The sequence below is a fragment of the Micromonospora sp. WMMD980 genome (assembly GCF_029626035.1).
GTDB lineage: Bacteria > Actinomycetota > Actinomycetes > Mycobacteriales > Micromonosporaceae > Micromonospora.
Genome location: NZ_JARUBE010000003.1, coordinates 3,724,490 through 3,740,085, shown reverse-complemented (window position 1 = coordinate 3,740,085; position 15,596 = coordinate 3,724,490). Strand labels below are relative to the sequence as shown.

Sequence of the window (15,596 nt, the reverse complement as noted above, 5' to 3'; positions counted from 1 at the left end):
GGGCGGGAGACCGTCAGAAGGCGCGGGCGTACTGGTCCGGCCAGGCCGGGGTGGCGCCCAGCTTCGCCGCGGCGCGGCGCGGCCAGTACGGGTCGCGGAGCAGTTCCCGGCCCAGCAGCACCAGGTCCGCCTCGCCGTCGGCGACGATCCGCTCGGCCTGCTCCGGCTCGACGATCAGGCCCACCGCGCCGGTCGGCACGCCGGCGTCGCGGCGGATCCGAGCCGCCAGCGGCACCTGGTAGCCCGGGCCGACCGGCACCGACACCTGGGCGGACGCGCCGCCGGAGGAGGCGTCGACCAGGTCGACTCCGGCCGCGGCCAACTCACCGGCGAGCACCACGCTGTCCTCGATCGTCCATCCGCCGTCGGTCCAGTCGGTGGCGGAGATCCGGGTCAGCACCGGCACCGCCTCGCCGACCGTGGCGCGGACCGCGCGGGCCACCTCCAGGGTGAGCCGCATCCGGCCGGCCCGGTCGCCGCCGTAGCCGTCGGTGCGCCGGTTGGTCAGCGGGGAGAGGAACTCGTGCAGCAGGTAGCCGTGCGCCGCGTGGATCTCCACCGCGGCGAAGCCGGCATCCAGGGCCCGCCCGGCGGCGGTGGCGAACGCGGCCACCACCCGCGCGAGGCCGGCTTCGTCGAGCGCGGCCGGGGTGCGGTAGTCGGGCACGAACGGGTCACCGCCGGGGCCGACCGGCGTCCAGCCGCCCTCGGCGTCCGGCACGCCGCCGCGCTCCGCCGCCCACGGCCGGTACGTCGAGGCCTTGAACCCGGCGTGTGCGAGCTGCACGGCCGGGACCGCGCCCTGGCCGGCGACGAACGCGGTGACCGGTCGCCACGCGTCGACGTGCGCGCCGGACCAGAGGCCGACGTCCTGCGGGGTGATCCGCCCCTCCGGCACCACGGCGGTGGCCTCGCTGAGCACCAGCCCGGCGCCGCCGACCGCGCGGGAGCCGAGGTGCACCCGGTGCCAGTCGGTGGGCAGGCCGTCGGGCCCGGCGCTGTACTGGCACATCGGGGCCAGCGCGATCCGGTTGGGCACTGTGACGCCGCGCAGGGCGAGCGGGGTGAACAGGGCGCTCATGCGGTGTTCCTTCGGTCATCGATTCGGGTGCGGTTCTCGTCGCTGCGGCGACAAGAACCGCGCCCGGAGTTCAGGTGGTCAGGCGGGGACGGGGGTGAGGCGCTCGTGCTCGGCCGGCTCGATCAGGTCGCGCTTGCCGGCCGAGTCGTAGGCGGCCCGGTCGAGTGTGCCTTCCCGGGCGGCCACGATGGTCGGCACGACGGCCTGCCCGGTCACGTTGGTGGCGGTGCGCATCATGTCCAGGATCGGGTCGATCGCCAGCAGCAGGCCGGCGCCGGCCAGCGGCAGGCCCAGCGTGCTCAGGGTCAGCGTGAGCATCACGATCGCGCCGGTCAGGCCGGCGGTGGCGGCCGAGCCGACCACCGAGACGAACGCGATCAGCAGGTAGTCGGTGACGCCCAGGTCCACGCCGAACACCTGCGCCACGAAGATCGCGGCGAGCGCCGGGTAGATCGCGGCGCACCCGTCCATCTTCGTGGTGGCGCCGAACGGCACCGCGAAGGAGGCGTACTCGCGGGGGACGCCGAGGCGCTCCACCGACTGCTGGGTCACCGGCATGGTGCCCACCGAGGAGCGGGACACGAAGGCGAGTTGGATGGCGGGCCAGGCGCCGGCGAAGAAGCGCAGCGGGTTGAGCCGGCCGGCGGCGACCAGCAGCACCGGGTAGACCACGAACATCACCAGGGCGCAGCCGACGTAGACGGCGGTGGTGAACTTGGCGAGCGGGGCCAGCAGGTCCCAGCCGTACGAGGCGACGGCGTTGCCGATCAGGCCCAGGGTGCCGATCGGGGCGAGCCGGATGACCCACCACAGCGCCTTCTGCACGATCACCAGGACCGAGCGGTTGAACTGCACGAACGGCTCGGCGGGCTCGCCGACCAGCAGCGCGGCGGCACCCACCACCAGGGCGAGGAAGACGATCTGCAGAACGTTGCCCTCGACGAAAGCGCCGACCGGGTTGGTGGGCACGATGCCGGTGAGGAAGTCGATCCAGGAGCCGGTGGTCTTCGGGGCCTCGGCGCCGGCCGGGTTCAGGTTGACGCCGCGGCCGGGGTCGGTGAGCAGGCCGAGGCCGATGCCGATGGACACCGCGATCAGCGCGGTGATGCCGAACCAGAGCAGCGTCTTGAGCGCCAGCCGGGCCGCGCTGGCCACGCCGCGCAGGCTGACCACGCTGACCACGATGGCGGTGAAGACCAGCGGCGGCACGGCCAGCTTCAGCAACTGGACGAAGAGGCCGCCGACGGTGTCGAGGGTGCTGGTGAGCCAGGCGAGGTCGTTGGCGCGGGCGAGGAAGCCGAGCGCCACACCGAGCACGAGGCCGAGCAGGATCTGCACGGAAAAGGGGATCTTGCGCAGGGCGGAAGCCATGAGGGCGGGTCCGAGGTCTGGAGAGGGGAGCAGGGGACGTCGGCGGCGGAACTAGGCCGGACAGACGCCGCTGGCCTGCCGTCGGAGGTCGACGTACAGGCGCTCGGTGAGGCACCAGACATTGGTCATCGCCGGCCCACGCTACTCCCGCGCCCGTCCCGCCGGAAGGACCGCTCCCCGTGACGCCCCTTACGGCCGGACGTGGCGAAGGAGGGGCCCCCTTTTAACACCGATCCGTGAGAAGGGTGCCCTTCTATGGCCCAGGCGTTAACAGGGGGCCCTTCCTTATAAGCAGCACGGCGGTGGTCAGGCCCCATCCGGCGGTCACCGTGAGCAACACCCGCTCCAGCACGCCGACGAGCGTGCCCCGGCCGACCAGCAGCATGGCCAGGCCGACCGCGCCGGCCAGCGGCAACGCCAACGCCGCGCCGACCGCGGCCACCCGCCGCAGCGCGACACCGACCGCGGGGGAGAAGACCAGCGCCAGCATCGCGAAGACCACCGCGGCGGTGGCCGCGATGCTGGCCCCGCCGTGCACCAGGTCGGCCACCGTGGCCGCCTCGAACGGCGGCAGCGGGCAGCCGGCGCTGCACGTCACCGTGCCGGAGAGCACGGTGGCGACCGCGCCGACGCCGAGCAGCACGGACGCGGCGCGCGCCACCGCCGGCAGCGCCCCGGCGAGCAGCAGCAGCGCCGCCGCCAGCGTGAGGATCCCCATCCGGTACGCCCCGGCGTACCCGCTGTCGGTGACGCCGGCCTCGCTGACGTACCCGGTCGGGCCGGGGCCCGGGCCGGCGACGACGGCGATCGTCACCGCGAGCGCGCCGGCCACCACGCAGCCGGCCGCGCCGGCGGCGGCGACCCGGCGCGCGAGGCGCTCAGCCACGCCCGTGCGGCGTGGTCCAGCCGGCGAGGTCCGGACCGAGCGGCACGATCCGGGTCGGGTTGATCATGTCGTGGGTGGCGTAGTAGTGCCGCTTGATGTGGTCGAAGTCCACCGTCTCCCCGAAGCCGGGCGTCTGGAACAGGTCCCGGGCGTACGCCCACAGCACCGGCATCTCGGTCAGCTTCTGCCGGTTGCACTTGAAGTGCCCGTGGTAGGCGACGTCGAAGCGGACCAGCGTGGTGAAGAGCCGCACGTCCGCCTCGGTGATCGCGTCGCCCATCAGGTAGCGCCGGCCGGCGAGCCGCTCGCTCACCGCGTCCAGCCGCGCGAACAACGCGGTGTACGCCTCGTCGTAGGCCTCCTGGGAGGTGGCGAAGCCGCACCGGTAGACGCCGTTGTTGACGTCGGCGTGGATCTCCGCCATCAGCGCGTCCATCTCGGGGCGCAGCGCGACCGGGTAGAGGTCCGGCGCGTCCGGGGCGTGGAACCGCCGCCACTCGGTGGAGAGGTCGAGCGTGAGCTGCGGGTAGTCGTTGGTGACCACCCGCCCGGTCAGCGTGTCGACGAGCGCCGGCACGGTGACCCGGCCGGTGTAGTCGGTGTCGGTGGACAGGTAGGCCTCGGAGAGGAAGCCGATGCCCAGCACCGGGTCGAAGCCGTCCGGGTCGAGCGCGAACCGCCAGCCCCGCTCGTCGCGGATCGGGTCGACGGTGCCCAGCGAGATCACCTCGTCCAGGCCGAGCAGGCTCCGGACGATCCGGGCCCGGTGCGCCCACGGGCAGGCCCGGCACCAGATCAGCCGGTAGCGGCCCGCCTCCAGCGGCCACCGCCCCTGCTCGTCCGGCCCGCCGCCCGCCGGCGAGGTGGAGTGCGGGGTGACCCGCCCGGTGAACCGGTTGGGCTGGCGGACGAACGCGCCGCCGCCACTGGTCTCTGCGCTGAACTGGGCCCCGGCCATGCCGCCAACCTATCCGCTCCGGGCGCGGATATCCTGACGCCGGGCGCCCCCGTGACCCGGCGGGCGGCCCGCCGACCGAGCCCTTCCCACCCCTCGAAGGACGTGCGCGCGATGACCGTTGCCTACCTCGTTGCCGGAGTCCGCACCCCGATCGGCCGGTACGCCGGCGCCCTCGCCGGGGTCCGCCCCGACGACCTGGCCGCGCACGTCGTCCGGGAACTGGTGGCGCGCCATCCGTCGGTCGACTGGGCCCGCACCGACGACGTGATCCTGGGCTGCGCCAACCAGGCCGGCGAGGACAACCGCAACGTGGCCCGGATGGCCGCCCTGCTCGGCGGCCTGCCGGCGGAGGTGCCGGGCAGCACCGTCAACCGGCTCTGCGGCTCCGGCCTGGACGCGCTCGCGACCGCCGCCCGGGCGATCGTGGCCGGGGACGCCGACCTGGTGATGGCCGGCGGGGTGGAGAGCATGAGCCGCGCGCCGTTCGTCATGCCGAAGGCGACCACGCCGTTCGCCCGCACCGCCGAGGTCTACGACACCACGATCGGCTGGCGGCTGGTGAACCCGCTGATGAAGCGCGACTGGGGCATCGACTCGATGCCGGAGACGGCGGAGAACGTGGCCGCCGAGTTCGGCGTCGGCCGCGCCGCGCAGGACGAGTACGCCTACCGCTCGCAGCAGCGGTCGGCCAAGGCGCAGGCCGACGGCCGGCTGGCCGAGGAGATCGTCGGCGTCACCGTGCCGGCGGGCAAGCGGGAGACGAGGCTGGTCGAGGTGGACGAGCATCCGCGCGAGACGACGCTGGAGAAGCTCGCCACGCTGCCCACCCCGTTCCGCGACGGCGGCACGGTCACCGCCGGTAACTCCTCGGGCGTCAACGACGGCGCGGTGGCGCTGCTCGTCGCGTCCGAGGCGGCCGTCGACCGCTACGGCCTCACCCCGCTGGCCCGGGTACGCGGCGCGGCGGCGGCGGGCGTCCCGCCCCGGATCATGGGGATCGGGCCGGTGCCGGCCACCCGGAAGCTGCTCGACCGTCACGACCTGGCGCTTGCCGACGTCGACGTGGTCGAGCTGAACGAGGCGTTCGCCGCGCAGTCCGTGGCGGTGCTGCGCGAACTGGGCCTGCCCGAGGACGCCGAGCACGTCAACCCGAACGGCGGGGCGATCGCGCTGGGCCACCCGCTCGGCGCCAGCGGTGCCCGGCTGGCGCTGACCGCCGCGCTGGAGCTGCGTCGCCGGGGTGGTCGGCGGGCGCTCGCCACCATGTGCGTCGGCGTCGGGCAGGGCATCTCGCTGCTGCTGGAGTCGGCGGCCTGAGCCCGGTCGGCGGCATCGCGAGAAGTGGATCTCCCGCACCTGGCCGTCCGCGCATAGAGTGGGCTGGACCACATGATCCGCCCCGCGTGGCGGGTGACGACCTGGGAGACCGAGCGATGCAGACGCCGGACGGACTTCCCGCCGAGATCGACCTGACCCGGCCGAGCGCCGCCCGGGTCTACGACTACTTCCTCGGCGGGGCGCACAACTTCGAGATCGACCGGCAGCTCGCCGAGCAGATCGCCGCCATGACACCGAACCTGGCGGCCACCATGCGCTCCGGGCGGGAGTTCCTGCGCCGGGCCGTCCGGGTGCTGCTCGACGCCGGCATCGACCAGTTCCTCGACATCGGCTCCGGCATTCCCACCGTCGGCAACGTGCACGAGGTGGCCCAGGCGGCGAACGCGCGGGCGCGGATCGTCTACGTGGACATCGACCCGGTCGCGGTGGCGCACAGCCACGAGCTGCTGGCCGGCAACGAGCACGCCACCGCGATCCTGGCCGACCTGCGGGAGCCCAAGCTGATCCTGGACCGGGCCCGGGCCAGCGGCCTGATCGACTTCGAGCGGCCGCTGGGCATCCTGCTCGCCGGCGTGGTGCACTTCATCCCGGACGCCGACCGGCCGGGCGACATCCTGGCCACCCTGCGGTCCGCCGCCGCGCCGGGCAGCTACCTGGTGATCTCGCACTCCACGTTCGAGGACCAGCCGCAGGAGATGCTGGACGCGCAGCGGCTGTCGGCGCGTACCGCCACCGAGATCACGCTCCGCTCGCGGGCCGAGATCACCGGCTTCTTCGGCGACTGGACGATCCTCGAACCGGGCGTGGTGCACATGCCGTTGTGGCGGCCCGACTCGCCGTCCGATGTGGACGAGCACCCGGAACGGTTCGGGGCGTTCGGCGGCGTCGCCCGGCACGACCGCGCCGCCGGGTGAGCCGACGTGCGCGCCCCGGAGCACGACGGGGGTGACCTCAGCCGGCCCGGTGCGGTGGCGTACGCCGCCGAGTGGGCCCGGGCGGTGCGGCGGATCGGGTTCGTGCCGATGAGCGCGGCCGAGACCGAGCGCCTGCTGGTGCCGCTCACCGAGCGGCTGGCCCGGGCCCTGCTGGCGCCCACCTTCTCCGCCCGACCGGCGGAGGAGGTGGGGCGCGCCCTGGTGCAGGCGCACCTCACCGAGCCGGGCGTGCTCGACTGGTCGGTGCAGGCGCTCGGCGACCGGTTCCTGCCCTGGGTGCTGCCGGCCCGGCCGGAGGGGCCGGAGCTGCGGGAACGGGTCGCGGCGTTGCAGGGCTCGTTCGCCGCCGGGTTCGCCCGCGCGCTGCGCGACCGGGTGTTCAGCCAGCAGGAACGGATCGCCCGCTCCGCCTGGCAGGCCCGGGACACCGTGGAGCAGGCGTTGCGGGACAGCGAGGCGCGTTTCCGGGCGGTCTTCACCGGCGCCGCCATCGGCATCGGCATCGCCGGCGTGGACGGGCAGATAATCGAGGTCAACCAGTCCTTCGCCGACATGCTCGGCTACACCGTCGCGGAGATGCGCCGGATGAACGTGTCGGCGCTGGCCCACGCCGACGACGCGGCCGGCATGTGGGAGGTCTACCAGGAGCTGATCGAGGGCAAGCGGGACAGCGCCCGGGTGGAGAAGCGCTACTACCGCAAGGACGGCAGCGTCGTCTGGACCGACCTGGCCGTCTCGCTGATCCGGTACGACGACGGCCGGCCCCGGTTCACCGTCGCGATGATCGAGGACATCACCGAGCGGTACGAGCTGCAGCAGCGGCTGCGCTTCCAGGCGCTGCACGACCCGCTGACCGGCCTGCCCAACCGGACGCTGTTCTTCGAGAAGCTGGGCGCCGTCTTCGACGCGGCCGATCCGGAGCAGCGCGTCGGGCTCTGCTTCATCGATCTGGACGGCTTCAAGGCGGTCAACGACAGCCTCGGGCACGACCTGGGCGACCGGCTGCTCCAGGTGGTCGCCCGCCGGCTCAGCGACTGCGTGTCCGGCCGGGGGCACGTGGTGGCCCGGATGGGCGGCGACGAGTTCGTCATCCTGGTCGACTCCGGTGGCGGCCTCGACGACGCGGTGGAGGTGGCCGAGCTGGCCCTGGCCGCGGTCTCCGCCCCGGTGCAGGTAGCCGACCAGCAGCTCGCCGTCTCGGCGAGCATCGGCATCGTGGACTGCCCGGCGGCGGAGACCAACGTCGGCGAGCTGATGAAGGCGGCCGACACCACGCTCTACTGGGCCAAGGCGGAGGGGCGGGGTCGCTGGGCGGTGTACGACCCGGAGCGCAGCGCCGCCGACATCGCCCGCTCCGCGCTCGCCGCCAACCTGCCCGCCGCGCTGGACCGGGGCGAGTTCGTGCTGCACTACCAGCCGATCGTCTCGCTGCTGGACGGCGCCATGGTCACGGTCGAGGCGCTGGTCCGCTGGCAGCACCCGGAGCTGGGCCTGCTCGGGCCGGACCGGTTCATCGGCCTGGCCGAGGAGACCGGCCTGATCGTCCGGCTCGGCGCCTGGGTGCTGCGCCAGGCGTGCCGGGACACCGAGTCGTGGCGGCGGGCCCATCCGGACACCGCGCCGGTGGTCAGCGTGAACCTGGCCGCCCGGCAGGCCGACGACCCGGCGATCGTGGAGACGGTGGCCGAGGCGTTGCAGCACACCGGCCTCCCCGCCGAGCTGCTGCAGTTGGAGCTGACCGAGAGCGCGGTGATGGGCAGCGCGGGCGAGCCGCTGCGCGCCCTGCACCAGCTCGCCGGCCTCGGGCTGCGGCTGGCCATCGACGACTTCGGCACCGGCTACTCGAACCTGGCCTACCTGCGCCGACTGCCGATCCACTGCGTGAAGCTGGCCGGCCCGTTCGTGGAGGGGATCCGGGGTGACGGCGGGGACGCGGTCGCCGACCACCGCGACGAGCGGATCGTGGACGCGCTGGTCCGGCTGGCGCACGCGCTGGAGCTGTCGGTGACGGCCGAGGCGGTGGAGACCGAGGTGCAGGCGGAACGGCTGCGCGCGCTGCGGTGCGACACCGGCCAGGGCCGCTGGTTCGGCCCCCCGATGCCCGCCGACGCCATCCGCGCCCGCCTCGCGGGGTAAGGAGGGGCCCCCTGTTAACGCTTCCGGTATAGGCGGGGCCCCCGCTTAACACCTCGGGTAGAAGAGAGAGAAAACGTGAGTCTGAGCGATTCGCAGGCCGTGGTGTCGCTGGTCGCCGCGCTCGCCATCCTGGCCGGGCTGGCCGGCGTGGTGGTGCCCGGCCTGCCCGCGCTGCCGCTGTGTTGGGGCGGCGTGCTGGTGTGGGCGTTGTTCGGCGACGCCGGCCCGGGCCGCTGGGCGGTGCTCGCCGCCGCCACGGTGGTCGCCGCGGGCGGCACCGTGGTCAAGTACCTCTGGCCGGGGCGGAACCTGAAGCGGACCGGCGTGTCGACCCGGTCGCTGCTGGCCGGCGCGCTGCTCGGCGTGATCGGGTTCTTCGTCATTCCGGTGATCGGGCTGCCGATCGGCTTCGTCGCCGGGATCTGGGGGGCGGAGCTGCTGCGGCTGGGCAGCAACAAGCTGGCCTGGCCGGCCACCGTGCAGGCGCTCAAGGCGGCCGGGCTGTCCATGCTGGTCGAGTTCATGGCGGGCATGGTGATCGGCGCGCTCTGGGTGGCCGGCCTGTTGTTCGCCTGAGGTCCCCGTCGCGGGGGAGGCCACCGACTCCCGCGCGGGAGGTGCCCGGCCGAGCCGCTGCCTAGCGTCGGTTGCATGGTTCTCCTCCGCCCCGCCACCCACCGGCGAGCGGACCGGGCGTGGGCGCTGGTCCGTCTCACCCGGCCCTGGTTCTGGCCGCTCGGCTGGGCCGCCGCGTACGCCGGCTCGGTGCTCGCGACGCGCACCTGGCTGCCGCCGGTCGGGACCGTGCCGCGGTCACTCGCCGCGCTGGTCGTGCTGGGGCCGTTGGTGTGGACCGCCGTGCTCACCGTCAACGACCGGCACGACCTGTCCAGCGACCGGCGCCATCCGCGCAAGGCCGGCACGCCGCTGGTCACCGGCGTGCTGACGCGGGCCGACCTGGCCCGCTGGCACGTCGGGGCGACGGTAGCCGCGGCGGCGCTGGCGATGACCGCGGTCGGGCCGGTGTTCGCGCTCGGCACTGCCGTCGTGCTGCTGCTCGGGTGGGCCTACAGCGCCCCACCGGTACGCCTCAAGAGCCGCCCAGGCCTGGACGTCGCCGCCAACGCGCTGGACGTCGGGGTGCTGGCGCCGCTGGCCGGTTGGTCGTTGCACCGGCCGGTCACCGAGTATCCGGCGTTGATCGCGGCGCTGGGTCTGCTCCTGGTGGCGGCGCTCTACCTGCCGACGACAGTGCTGGACGCCGACGCGGACACCGCCGCCGGGGACACCACGGCCGCGGTGCGCTGGGGACCACGGAGGTGCCGGCACGCCGGTCTGGTCCTCTGGACGGCCGCGACAGTGGTCTGGCTGGCCTGCTGTCACCTGGGCGTGCTGATGCGGCGGGAGTCGTGGACCGTGCAGGACCTCTGGGCGCCGGTGCTGGTCGTCGGGTACGCCGTCGCGGTCCGTCGGCCGACCATCGCCCGGCTGGCCGTGCTCTGCCTGCTCTTCGCGGTGCCGGCGGCCGACTTCCTGACGGCCTGGATCACCGCTGGCCCGTGAGAGTGCGGCGATGTGTCCGGGTACGGCGGGACGCCGACGGAGCGCGTACGGTCGACCGGTGCGGATAACGGTCCTGGGCGGCCTGGGCGCCTTCCCCACCGCCCGCCAGGCGTGTTCGGGCTTTCTGGTCGAACACGATGGTTTCCGGTTGTTGATCGACCCCGGCTACGCGACGCTGCAACCGTTACTGGCACACGTGCCGGCGGAGCACGTCGACGGCGTCTACGTCAGTCACGGGCACCCCGATCACTGCGCGGACCTGCAACCGCTGGTGCGGGCCCGGGTGCTCACGGACGCGTTCGGTACCCAGTGCGGCAACGAGAACGTCCGCACCTCGGGACGCGTTGGTCTCCGTGCGGCGCGGCTACGCCGGCCCGGTGGACGTGGCCGGTCCCGGGCTGACCGTGACCGTCAGCCGGTAGAGAGCGGCGGCGCGGGCGTCCGGGGTACGGCGAGACGCCGTACTTCAGTGAGAGAGAGGTGGACGCCGCACGCCGCCGCGGACCGGGCGTTGCCGAGCGCCCGGTGCCGGCCCGTCGGGTCGGGCCTGGTCACGGCTTCAAGCATGCCTCTGGCGGAGCGACGGGACAACGCATTTACCCGGCCCGGGTATTGACCACCTCGATCGGCGAAGAGCAGACTGCGAGCACTCGCCCGAGGAGGTGTGCAGTGGCCACGACGCCCGCGCCGACCGCCGAGCAGCCGATGGACGACGACGCCCGACGACTCGCCGAACTCGGCTACAAACAGGAGTTGCGCCGCAAGTGGAGCGGCTTCTCCAACTTCGCCATCTCGTTCTCGATCATCTCGATCCTGGCCGGCTGCTTCACCACGTTCGGCCAGGCATGGAACAACGGCGGCCCGGTCGCGATCTCCTGGGGCTGGCCGCTGATCTCGATGTTCATCCTGATCATCGGGTTCTGCCTGGCCGAGCTGGTGTCGGCGTAACCGACGGCGGGTGGCATCTACTGGTGGGCGGCCACGATGGGGCGGCCGGTGCACGGCTGGTTCACCGGCTGGCTCAACCTGATCGGCCTGGTCGCGGTGACCGCCTCGGTCGACTACGGCTGCGCCACGTTCCTCAACCTGACGCTGTCGGCGCTCTTCGACGGCTGGGCCGGCACCGGGCAGCAGACGTTCGGGTTGTTCGTGGTGATCCTCGCGCTGCACGGCCTGATCAACATCTACGGGCACCACGTCATCGACGTACTCCAGAACGTCTCGGTCTGGTGGCACGTGGCCGGCGCGGCCGCGGTGGTGCTGGTCCTGGTCCTGGTCCCGAACGACCACCAGAGCTTCCGGTTCGTGTTCACCGAGCGGTTCAACAACTCCGGCTTCGGCGACGGTGACACCGGCGGGCTGACGTTCTGGTTCTCCGTGCTGCCGCTGGGCTTCCTGCTCACCCAATACACGATCACCGGCTTCGACGCCTGCGCGCACGTCTCCGAGGAGACCCGGGGCGCGTCCAAGGCCGCCGCGCAGGGGCTGTGGCGGTCGATCTTCTATTCCGCGGTGGGCGGCTGGATCCTGCTGCTCGCGTTCCTGTTCGCCGCCACCGACGTGGACGCGATCAACGACGCGGGCGGCTTCTCCGGGGCGATCTTCGAGACGGCGCTGACCCCGTTCTTCTTCAAGGCGGTCATCATCATCTCCACCATCGGGCAGTTCTTCTGCGGGATGAGCTGCGTGACCTCGATGTCGCGGATGGCGTACGCGTTCAGCCGGGACCGGGCGGTGCCCGGCTGCCATCATCGGCGCCACGCTGGCCGGGCTGGTGCTCACGCTGCCCGCGCTCTACCAGCGCGGCGGCATCCCGGTCGCGTTCTACGCGGTGGTGTCGGTGGCGGTGATCGGGCTCTACCTGTCCTTCATCATCCCGATCTTCCTGCGGCTGCGGATGGGCGACCGGTTCACCCCGGGGCCGTGGACGCTCGGCCGGCGGTACAAGCTGCTCGGCTGGATCGCGGTGGTCGAGATCGCGATCATCTCGGTCTACTTCGTGCTGCCGATCGTCCCGGCCGGCGTGCCCGGCAACCCCGACTTCAGCTGGACGGCGGTGAACTACGCCCCGCTGGCGGTCGGCGGTGTGCTGCTCGGCGTCGCCATCTGGTGGTACGCCTCGGCCCGCAGGTGGTTCACCGGCCCCCGCCGCACCGTCGAGGAGCAGGCCGCCGAAACCCCCACCCCACCCCCCTCCTGATCCCCACCTCGGGGGCACGTGGGCGCGTGAGTGGAACGCCATGGCTGTCAAGATGCGCGTGAGACAGCCATAGCGTTCCACTCACCGTGCTGCGCGGCACAGAGTGGAACGCCATGGGTGTCAAAACGGCCTTGAGACACCCATGGCGTTCCACCGACTGGGGCTGCTGTTCCATCTCGGCGGGCTGATGGCCGAGGCGACCGACCATCTCGCCCGGCTGAACCCGGATCACGTGCCGGACCTGCACCGCCGTTTCCTGGCCTGGGCGCGGGCGCGTGACTGACGCCGCCGGCGGCTGTCCGCGTAGCCCTGGGGTCAGGGTGTGGGTTGGGGGTGGGCGCGGGGGAAGCGGAGGACGCGGTCGTCGTCGGCCGCCGGGGTGCCGCGCCCGTCGCGGTTGCTGGTGGTCACCCAGAGCGCGCCGTCCGGGGCGACCGCGACGGTACGCAGGCGGCCGTACGTCCCGACCAGCTCCGCCACCGGTACGCCGACCTCGCCGGCGCGGTCCACCGGCACCGCCCAGAGCCGGGCCCCGCGCAGCGCCGCCACGTAGAGGGTGCCCCGGGCGAACGCCGCGCCGCTCGGTGACGCCTGGGCGGGCGGCCAGACGACCACCGGGTCGCGGAACCGACTGTCGCCGGCGACGCCCTCCACGACGGGCCAGCCGTAGTTGCCGCCGGGCAGGATCCGGTTCACCTCGTCCCAGGTGCTCTGCCCGAACTCGGTGGCGAACAGCCGGCCGTGCCGGTCCCAGGCGAGCCCCTGCACGTTGCGGTGGCCGTAGCTGTAGACCGGCGAGCCGGGGAACGGATTGTCCGCCGGCACCCCGCCGTCCGGGCGGATCCGCAGGATCTTGCCGTTGCGGCTGGTCAGGTCCTGGGCGCGGGAGGGCACCCCGGCGTCGCCGACGCCCGCGTAGAGCATGCCGTCGGGGCCGAACGCGATCCGCCCGCCGTCGTGGAAGGTGGCCCGGGGAATGCCGCTGACGAGCACCTGTGGGACGGGCGTCGCGGCCAGCCGGAACCGGACCAGGCGGATGTCGGTGGCGGTGGTGTAGGCGGCGTAGACCCACCGGTCCCACCGGTAGGCGGGGGAGACGGCGAGCCCGAGCAGCCCGGCCTCGCCGCCGGCGACCACGTCGGCGATGCGGGCCACCTGCCGCGCCGGCCGACCGGGGCGGATCCGCAGGATCGTGCCGAGGTCCCGCTGGGCGACCAGGGCGCTGCCGTCGGGCAGGAAGGTCAGCCCCCAGGGCGCCGCCAGCCCGGTCGCGACCACCCGCGGGTTCGCCAGGTCGTAGCCGGCCGCCGCGCGCCTGTCGACGTGTCGCTCGAAGCCGGCCGGGCGCAGGTCGACCAGGTCCGGCTGTGGGGCGGTGGCGACGAGTGGCGCCGCGGGTTCGCCGGTGGGCTGCCGGTCGGCGCGGGCGTCGGTGGCACCCAGCCCGATCACGAGGACGGCGGCGACGGCCGCGACGATCCGACGACGCATCTGCGCTCCTGGAGTTTCGCCCCCGGTCCCGCCGGGGCATTGACGGTGATCCGGTTTGCCAGTAGACCTTGGTGATGGAGGCCCCCTGATGAGTAGAACGCCGTTCTCCCTGGAGCAGTTGCGGGCCGCCGTCGCCGAGGGCGAGATCGACACGGTGGTGCTCGCCCTCACCGACATGCAGGGCCGCCTTCAGGGCAAGCGGATCCACGCGCCGTTCTTCCTCGACCAGGTGGTGGAGAACGGCAGCGAGGGCTGCAATTACCTGCTCGCCGTGGACGTGGACATGAACACCGTCGACGGGTACGCGATGTCGAGCTGGGAACGCGGCTACGGCGACTTCGCCATGCGGCCCGACCTGGACACGTTGCGCCGTACGCCGTGGCAGCCCGGCTCCGCGATGGTGCTCGCCGACCTGGAGTGGTTGGACGGCTCCGGGCCGGTGGTCGCCTCGCCCCGGCAGATCCTGCGCCGGCAGCTCGACCGGCTGGCCGCGCACGGGCTCACCGCGTACGCGGGCACCGAGCTGGAGTTCGTGCTCTACCGCGACTCCTACGAGGAGGCGTGGCGGCGCGGCTACCGCGAGCTGACCCCGGCCAACCAGTACAACGTCGACTACTCGCTGCTCGGCACCGCCCGGGTGGAGCCGCTGCTGCGCCGCATCCGCACCGAGATGGCCGGCGCCGGGCTCACCCCGGAGAGCGCGAAGGGCGAGTGCAACCTCGGCCAGCACGAGATCGCCTTCCGCTACGACGAGGCGGTGGCCTGCGCCGACCACCACGTCGTCTACAAGAACGGGGCGAAGGAGATAGCCGCCCAGGAGGGCATGTCGATCACGTTCATGGCCAAGCCGAACGCGCGCGAGGGCAACTCCTGCCACATCCACTTCTCGCTGCGCGACGCCTCCGGCTCGTCGGCCATGCTCGGCGACGGGCCGGCGCACCTGAGCGTGACCGGGCAGCGGGTGCTGGCCGGGCTGCTCGCCACGATGCGCGAGTTCAGCCTCCTCTTCGCGCCGAACATCAACTCCTACAAGCGTTACCAGCCCGGCTCGTTCGCACCGACCGCGCTGCGTTGGGGCACCGACAACCGCACCTGCGCGCTGCGGCTGGTCGGGCACGGGCAGGGCATGCGGGTGGAGAACCGCGTCCCGGGCGCCGACGTGAATCCCTACCTGGCGATCGCCGCGCTGGTGGCCGGCGCGGTGCACGGCATCGAGCACGAGTTGGAGCTGCCGGACGAGTGCACCGGCAACGCGTACGACGACCCGGCCGCCGAGCGGGTTCCCGGCACGCTGCGCGACGCGTTCGACCTCTGGCAGGGTTCGGCGGTGGCCCGGGAGGCGTTCGGCGACGAGGTGGTGGCCCACTACGCCAACAACGCGAAGGTCGAGCAGGCCGCCTTCGACGCCGCGGTCACGGACTGGGAGCTGGTACGTGGCTTCGAGCGCCTCTGACAACCGCTGGCCGGTCAGGCTCGCGCCGCCGGTTGCTGTGGGTAACTGCGGCGAAGGAACGACCCGTCCGGAGCGATATGCCGCAGAGTCATAATTATGACCCTCAGGTATATCGCTTGAAAGGAACCCCGCTCGGCGACCGTGACACGCCGACCGGCAAGGCGCGAGGCAGAACCTGTGCGAA

15 protein-coding genes and 1 pseudogene are annotated in these 15,596 nt (G+C 73.1%); 11 read left to right on the top strand and 5 right to left on the bottom strand.

The window, feature by feature from the left end:
- Window positions 1-13: 13 nt before the first annotated feature.
- The 4 genes from O7618_RS17480 to O7618_RS17465 form a co-directional block, all read right to left on the bottom strand.
- On the bottom strand, window positions 14-1,081 hold the full coding sequence (locus tag O7618_RS17480; RefSeq protein ID WP_278107158.1) for an NADH:flavin oxidoreductase/NADH oxidase: 1,068 nt from the start codon (window positions 1,079-1,081) through the stop codon (window positions 14-16).
- A 78-nt stretch (window positions 1,082-1,159) separates the two neighbouring features.
- Entirely contained in the window at window positions 1,160-2,440 is a 1,281-nt protein-coding gene (locus tag O7618_RS17475; protein ID WP_278110053.1) for a dicarboxylate/amino acid:cation symporter, read from the bottom strand.
- A gap of 265 nt (window positions 2,441-2,705) precedes the next feature.
- Window positions 2,706-3,338 (bottom strand): DUF998 domain-containing protein, encoded by a 633-nt coding sequence (locus O7618_RS17470; protein WP_278107157.1) that lies wholly within the window; start codon window positions 3,336-3,338, stop codon window positions 2,706-2,708.
- Entirely contained in the window at window positions 3,331-4,296 is a 966-nt protein-coding gene (locus O7618_RS17465) for a glutathione S-transferase C-terminal domain-containing protein (RefSeq protein ID WP_278107156.1), read from the bottom strand. Before O7618_RS17465 ends, O7618_RS17470 begins: the two co-directional genes overlap by 8 nt.
- 111 nt (window positions 4,297-4,407) lie before the next feature.
- Between O7618_RS17465 and pcaF the strand changes: the two genes are divergently transcribed.
- The 10 genes and pseudogenes from pcaF to O7618_RS17415 all read left to right on the top strand — a co-directional run bounded on the left by pcaF (window position 4,408) and on the right by O7618_RS17415 (window position 12,751).
- Window positions 4,408-5,613, top strand: a complete 1,206-nt coding sequence (gene pcaF / locus O7618_RS17460; RefSeq protein ID WP_278107155.1) for a 3-oxoadipyl-CoA thiolase — start codon at window positions 4,408-4,410, stop codon at window positions 5,611-5,613.
- A gap of 116 nt (window positions 5,614-5,729) precedes the next feature.
- Window positions 5,730-6,548, top strand: a complete 819-nt coding sequence (locus O7618_RS17455) for an SAM-dependent methyltransferase (RefSeq protein ID WP_278107154.1) — start codon at window positions 5,730-5,732, stop codon at window positions 6,546-6,548.
- Between the two features lie 6 nt (window positions 6,549-6,554).
- Complete coding sequence (locus O7618_RS17450) at window positions 6,555-8,705, top strand: EAL domain-containing protein (RefSeq protein WP_278107152.1); 2,151 nt, start codon at window positions 6,555-6,557, stop codon at window positions 8,703-8,705.
- A gap of 75 nt (window positions 8,706-8,780) precedes the next feature.
- Entirely contained in the window at window positions 8,781-9,281 is a 501-nt protein-coding gene (locus O7618_RS17445) for a DUF456 domain-containing protein (protein WP_278107151.1), read from the top strand.
- A gap of 75 nt (window positions 9,282-9,356) precedes the next feature.
- Complete coding sequence (locus O7618_RS17440) at window positions 9,357-10,268, top strand: UbiA family prenyltransferase (protein ID WP_278107150.1); 912 nt, start codon at window positions 9,357-9,359, stop codon at window positions 10,266-10,268.
- A 10-nt stretch (window positions 10,269-10,278) separates the two neighbouring features.
- Window positions 10,279-10,884, top strand: a complete 606-nt coding sequence (locus O7618_RS17435) for an MBL fold metallo-hydrolase (protein WP_278107149.1) — start codon at window positions 10,279-10,281, stop codon at window positions 10,882-10,884.
- A gap of 53 nt (window positions 10,885-10,937) precedes the next feature.
- Window positions 10,938-11,216 (top strand): hypothetical protein, encoded by a 279-nt coding sequence (locus O7618_RS17430; RefSeq protein ID WP_278107147.1) that lies wholly within the window; start codon window positions 10,938-10,940, stop codon window positions 11,214-11,216.
- A gap of 36 nt (window positions 11,217-11,252) precedes the next feature.
- A pseudogene (locus tag O7618_RS17425) lies at window positions 11,253-11,954 on the top strand (amino acid permease); the annotation flags it as partial.
- Window positions 11,955-12,042: 88 nt separating this feature from the next.
- A complete protein-coding gene (locus O7618_RS17420) occupies window positions 12,043-12,468 on the top strand; it encodes a hypothetical protein (protein ID WP_278110250.1) in 426 nt (141 codons plus the stop codon).
- A 142-nt stretch (window positions 12,469-12,610) separates the two neighbouring features.
- Window positions 12,611-12,751: a hypothetical protein gene (locus tag O7618_RS17415; RefSeq protein ID WP_278107146.1), complete on the top strand. Its 141-nt coding sequence runs from the start codon at window positions 12,611-12,613 to the stop codon at window positions 12,749-12,751.
- 32 nt (window positions 12,752-12,783) lie between these two features.
- On the opposite strand, the gene O7618_RS17410 is transcribed toward O7618_RS17415, so the two are convergent.
- Window positions 12,784-13,959 (bottom strand): PQQ-dependent sugar dehydrogenase, encoded by a 1,176-nt coding sequence (locus tag O7618_RS17410; RefSeq protein ID WP_278107145.1) that lies wholly within the window; start codon window positions 13,957-13,959, stop codon window positions 12,784-12,786.
- An 88-nt stretch (window positions 13,960-14,047) separates the two neighbouring features.
- Here O7618_RS17410 and O7618_RS17405 point away from each other — a divergent pair, with 88 nt between their 5' ends.
- A complete protein-coding gene (locus O7618_RS17405) occupies window positions 14,048-15,412 on the top strand; it encodes a glutamine synthetase family protein (protein WP_278107144.1) in 1,365 nt (454 codons plus the stop codon).
- The last annotated feature ends 184 nt before the right edge of the window (window positions 15,413-15,596 follow it).

Excerpts from the sequence above, each read along its gene's own strand:
- O7618_RS17480 (WP_278107158.1), bottom strand. The coding sequence starts at position 1,081 with ATGAGCGCCCTGTTCACCCCGCTCGCCCTGCGCGGCGTCACAGTGCCC.
- O7618_RS17465 (WP_278107156.1), bottom strand. The coding sequence starts at position 4,296 with ATGGCCGGGGCCCAGTTCAGCGCAGAGACCAGTGGCGGCGGCGCGTTC.
- pcaF (WP_278107155.1), top strand. The coding sequence starts at position 4,408 with ATGACCGTTGCCTACCTCGTTGCCGGAGTCCGCACCCCGATCGGCCGG.
- O7618_RS17455 (WP_278107154.1), top strand. The coding sequence starts at position 5,730 with ATGCAGACGCCGGACGGACTTCCCGCCGAGATCGACCTGACCCGGCCG.
- O7618_RS17440 (WP_278107150.1), top strand. The coding sequence starts at position 9,357 with ATGGTTCTCCTCCGCCCCGCCACCCACCGGCGAGCGGACCGGGCGTGG.
- O7618_RS17435 (WP_278107149.1), top strand. The coding sequence starts at position 10,279 with ATGTGTCCGGGTACGGCGGGACGCCGACGGAGCGCGTACGGTCGACCG.
- O7618_RS17415 (WP_278107146.1), top strand. The coding sequence starts at position 12,611 with ATGGCGTTCCACCGACTGGGGCTGCTGTTCCATCTCGGCGGGCTGATG.
- O7618_RS17410 (WP_278107145.1), bottom strand. The coding sequence starts at position 13,959 with ATGCGTCGTCGGATCGTCGCGGCCGTCGCCGCCGTCCTCGTGATCGGG.
- O7618_RS17405 (WP_278107144.1), top strand. The coding sequence starts at position 14,048 with ATGAGTAGAACGCCGTTCTCCCTGGAGCAGTTGCGGGCCGCCGTCGCC.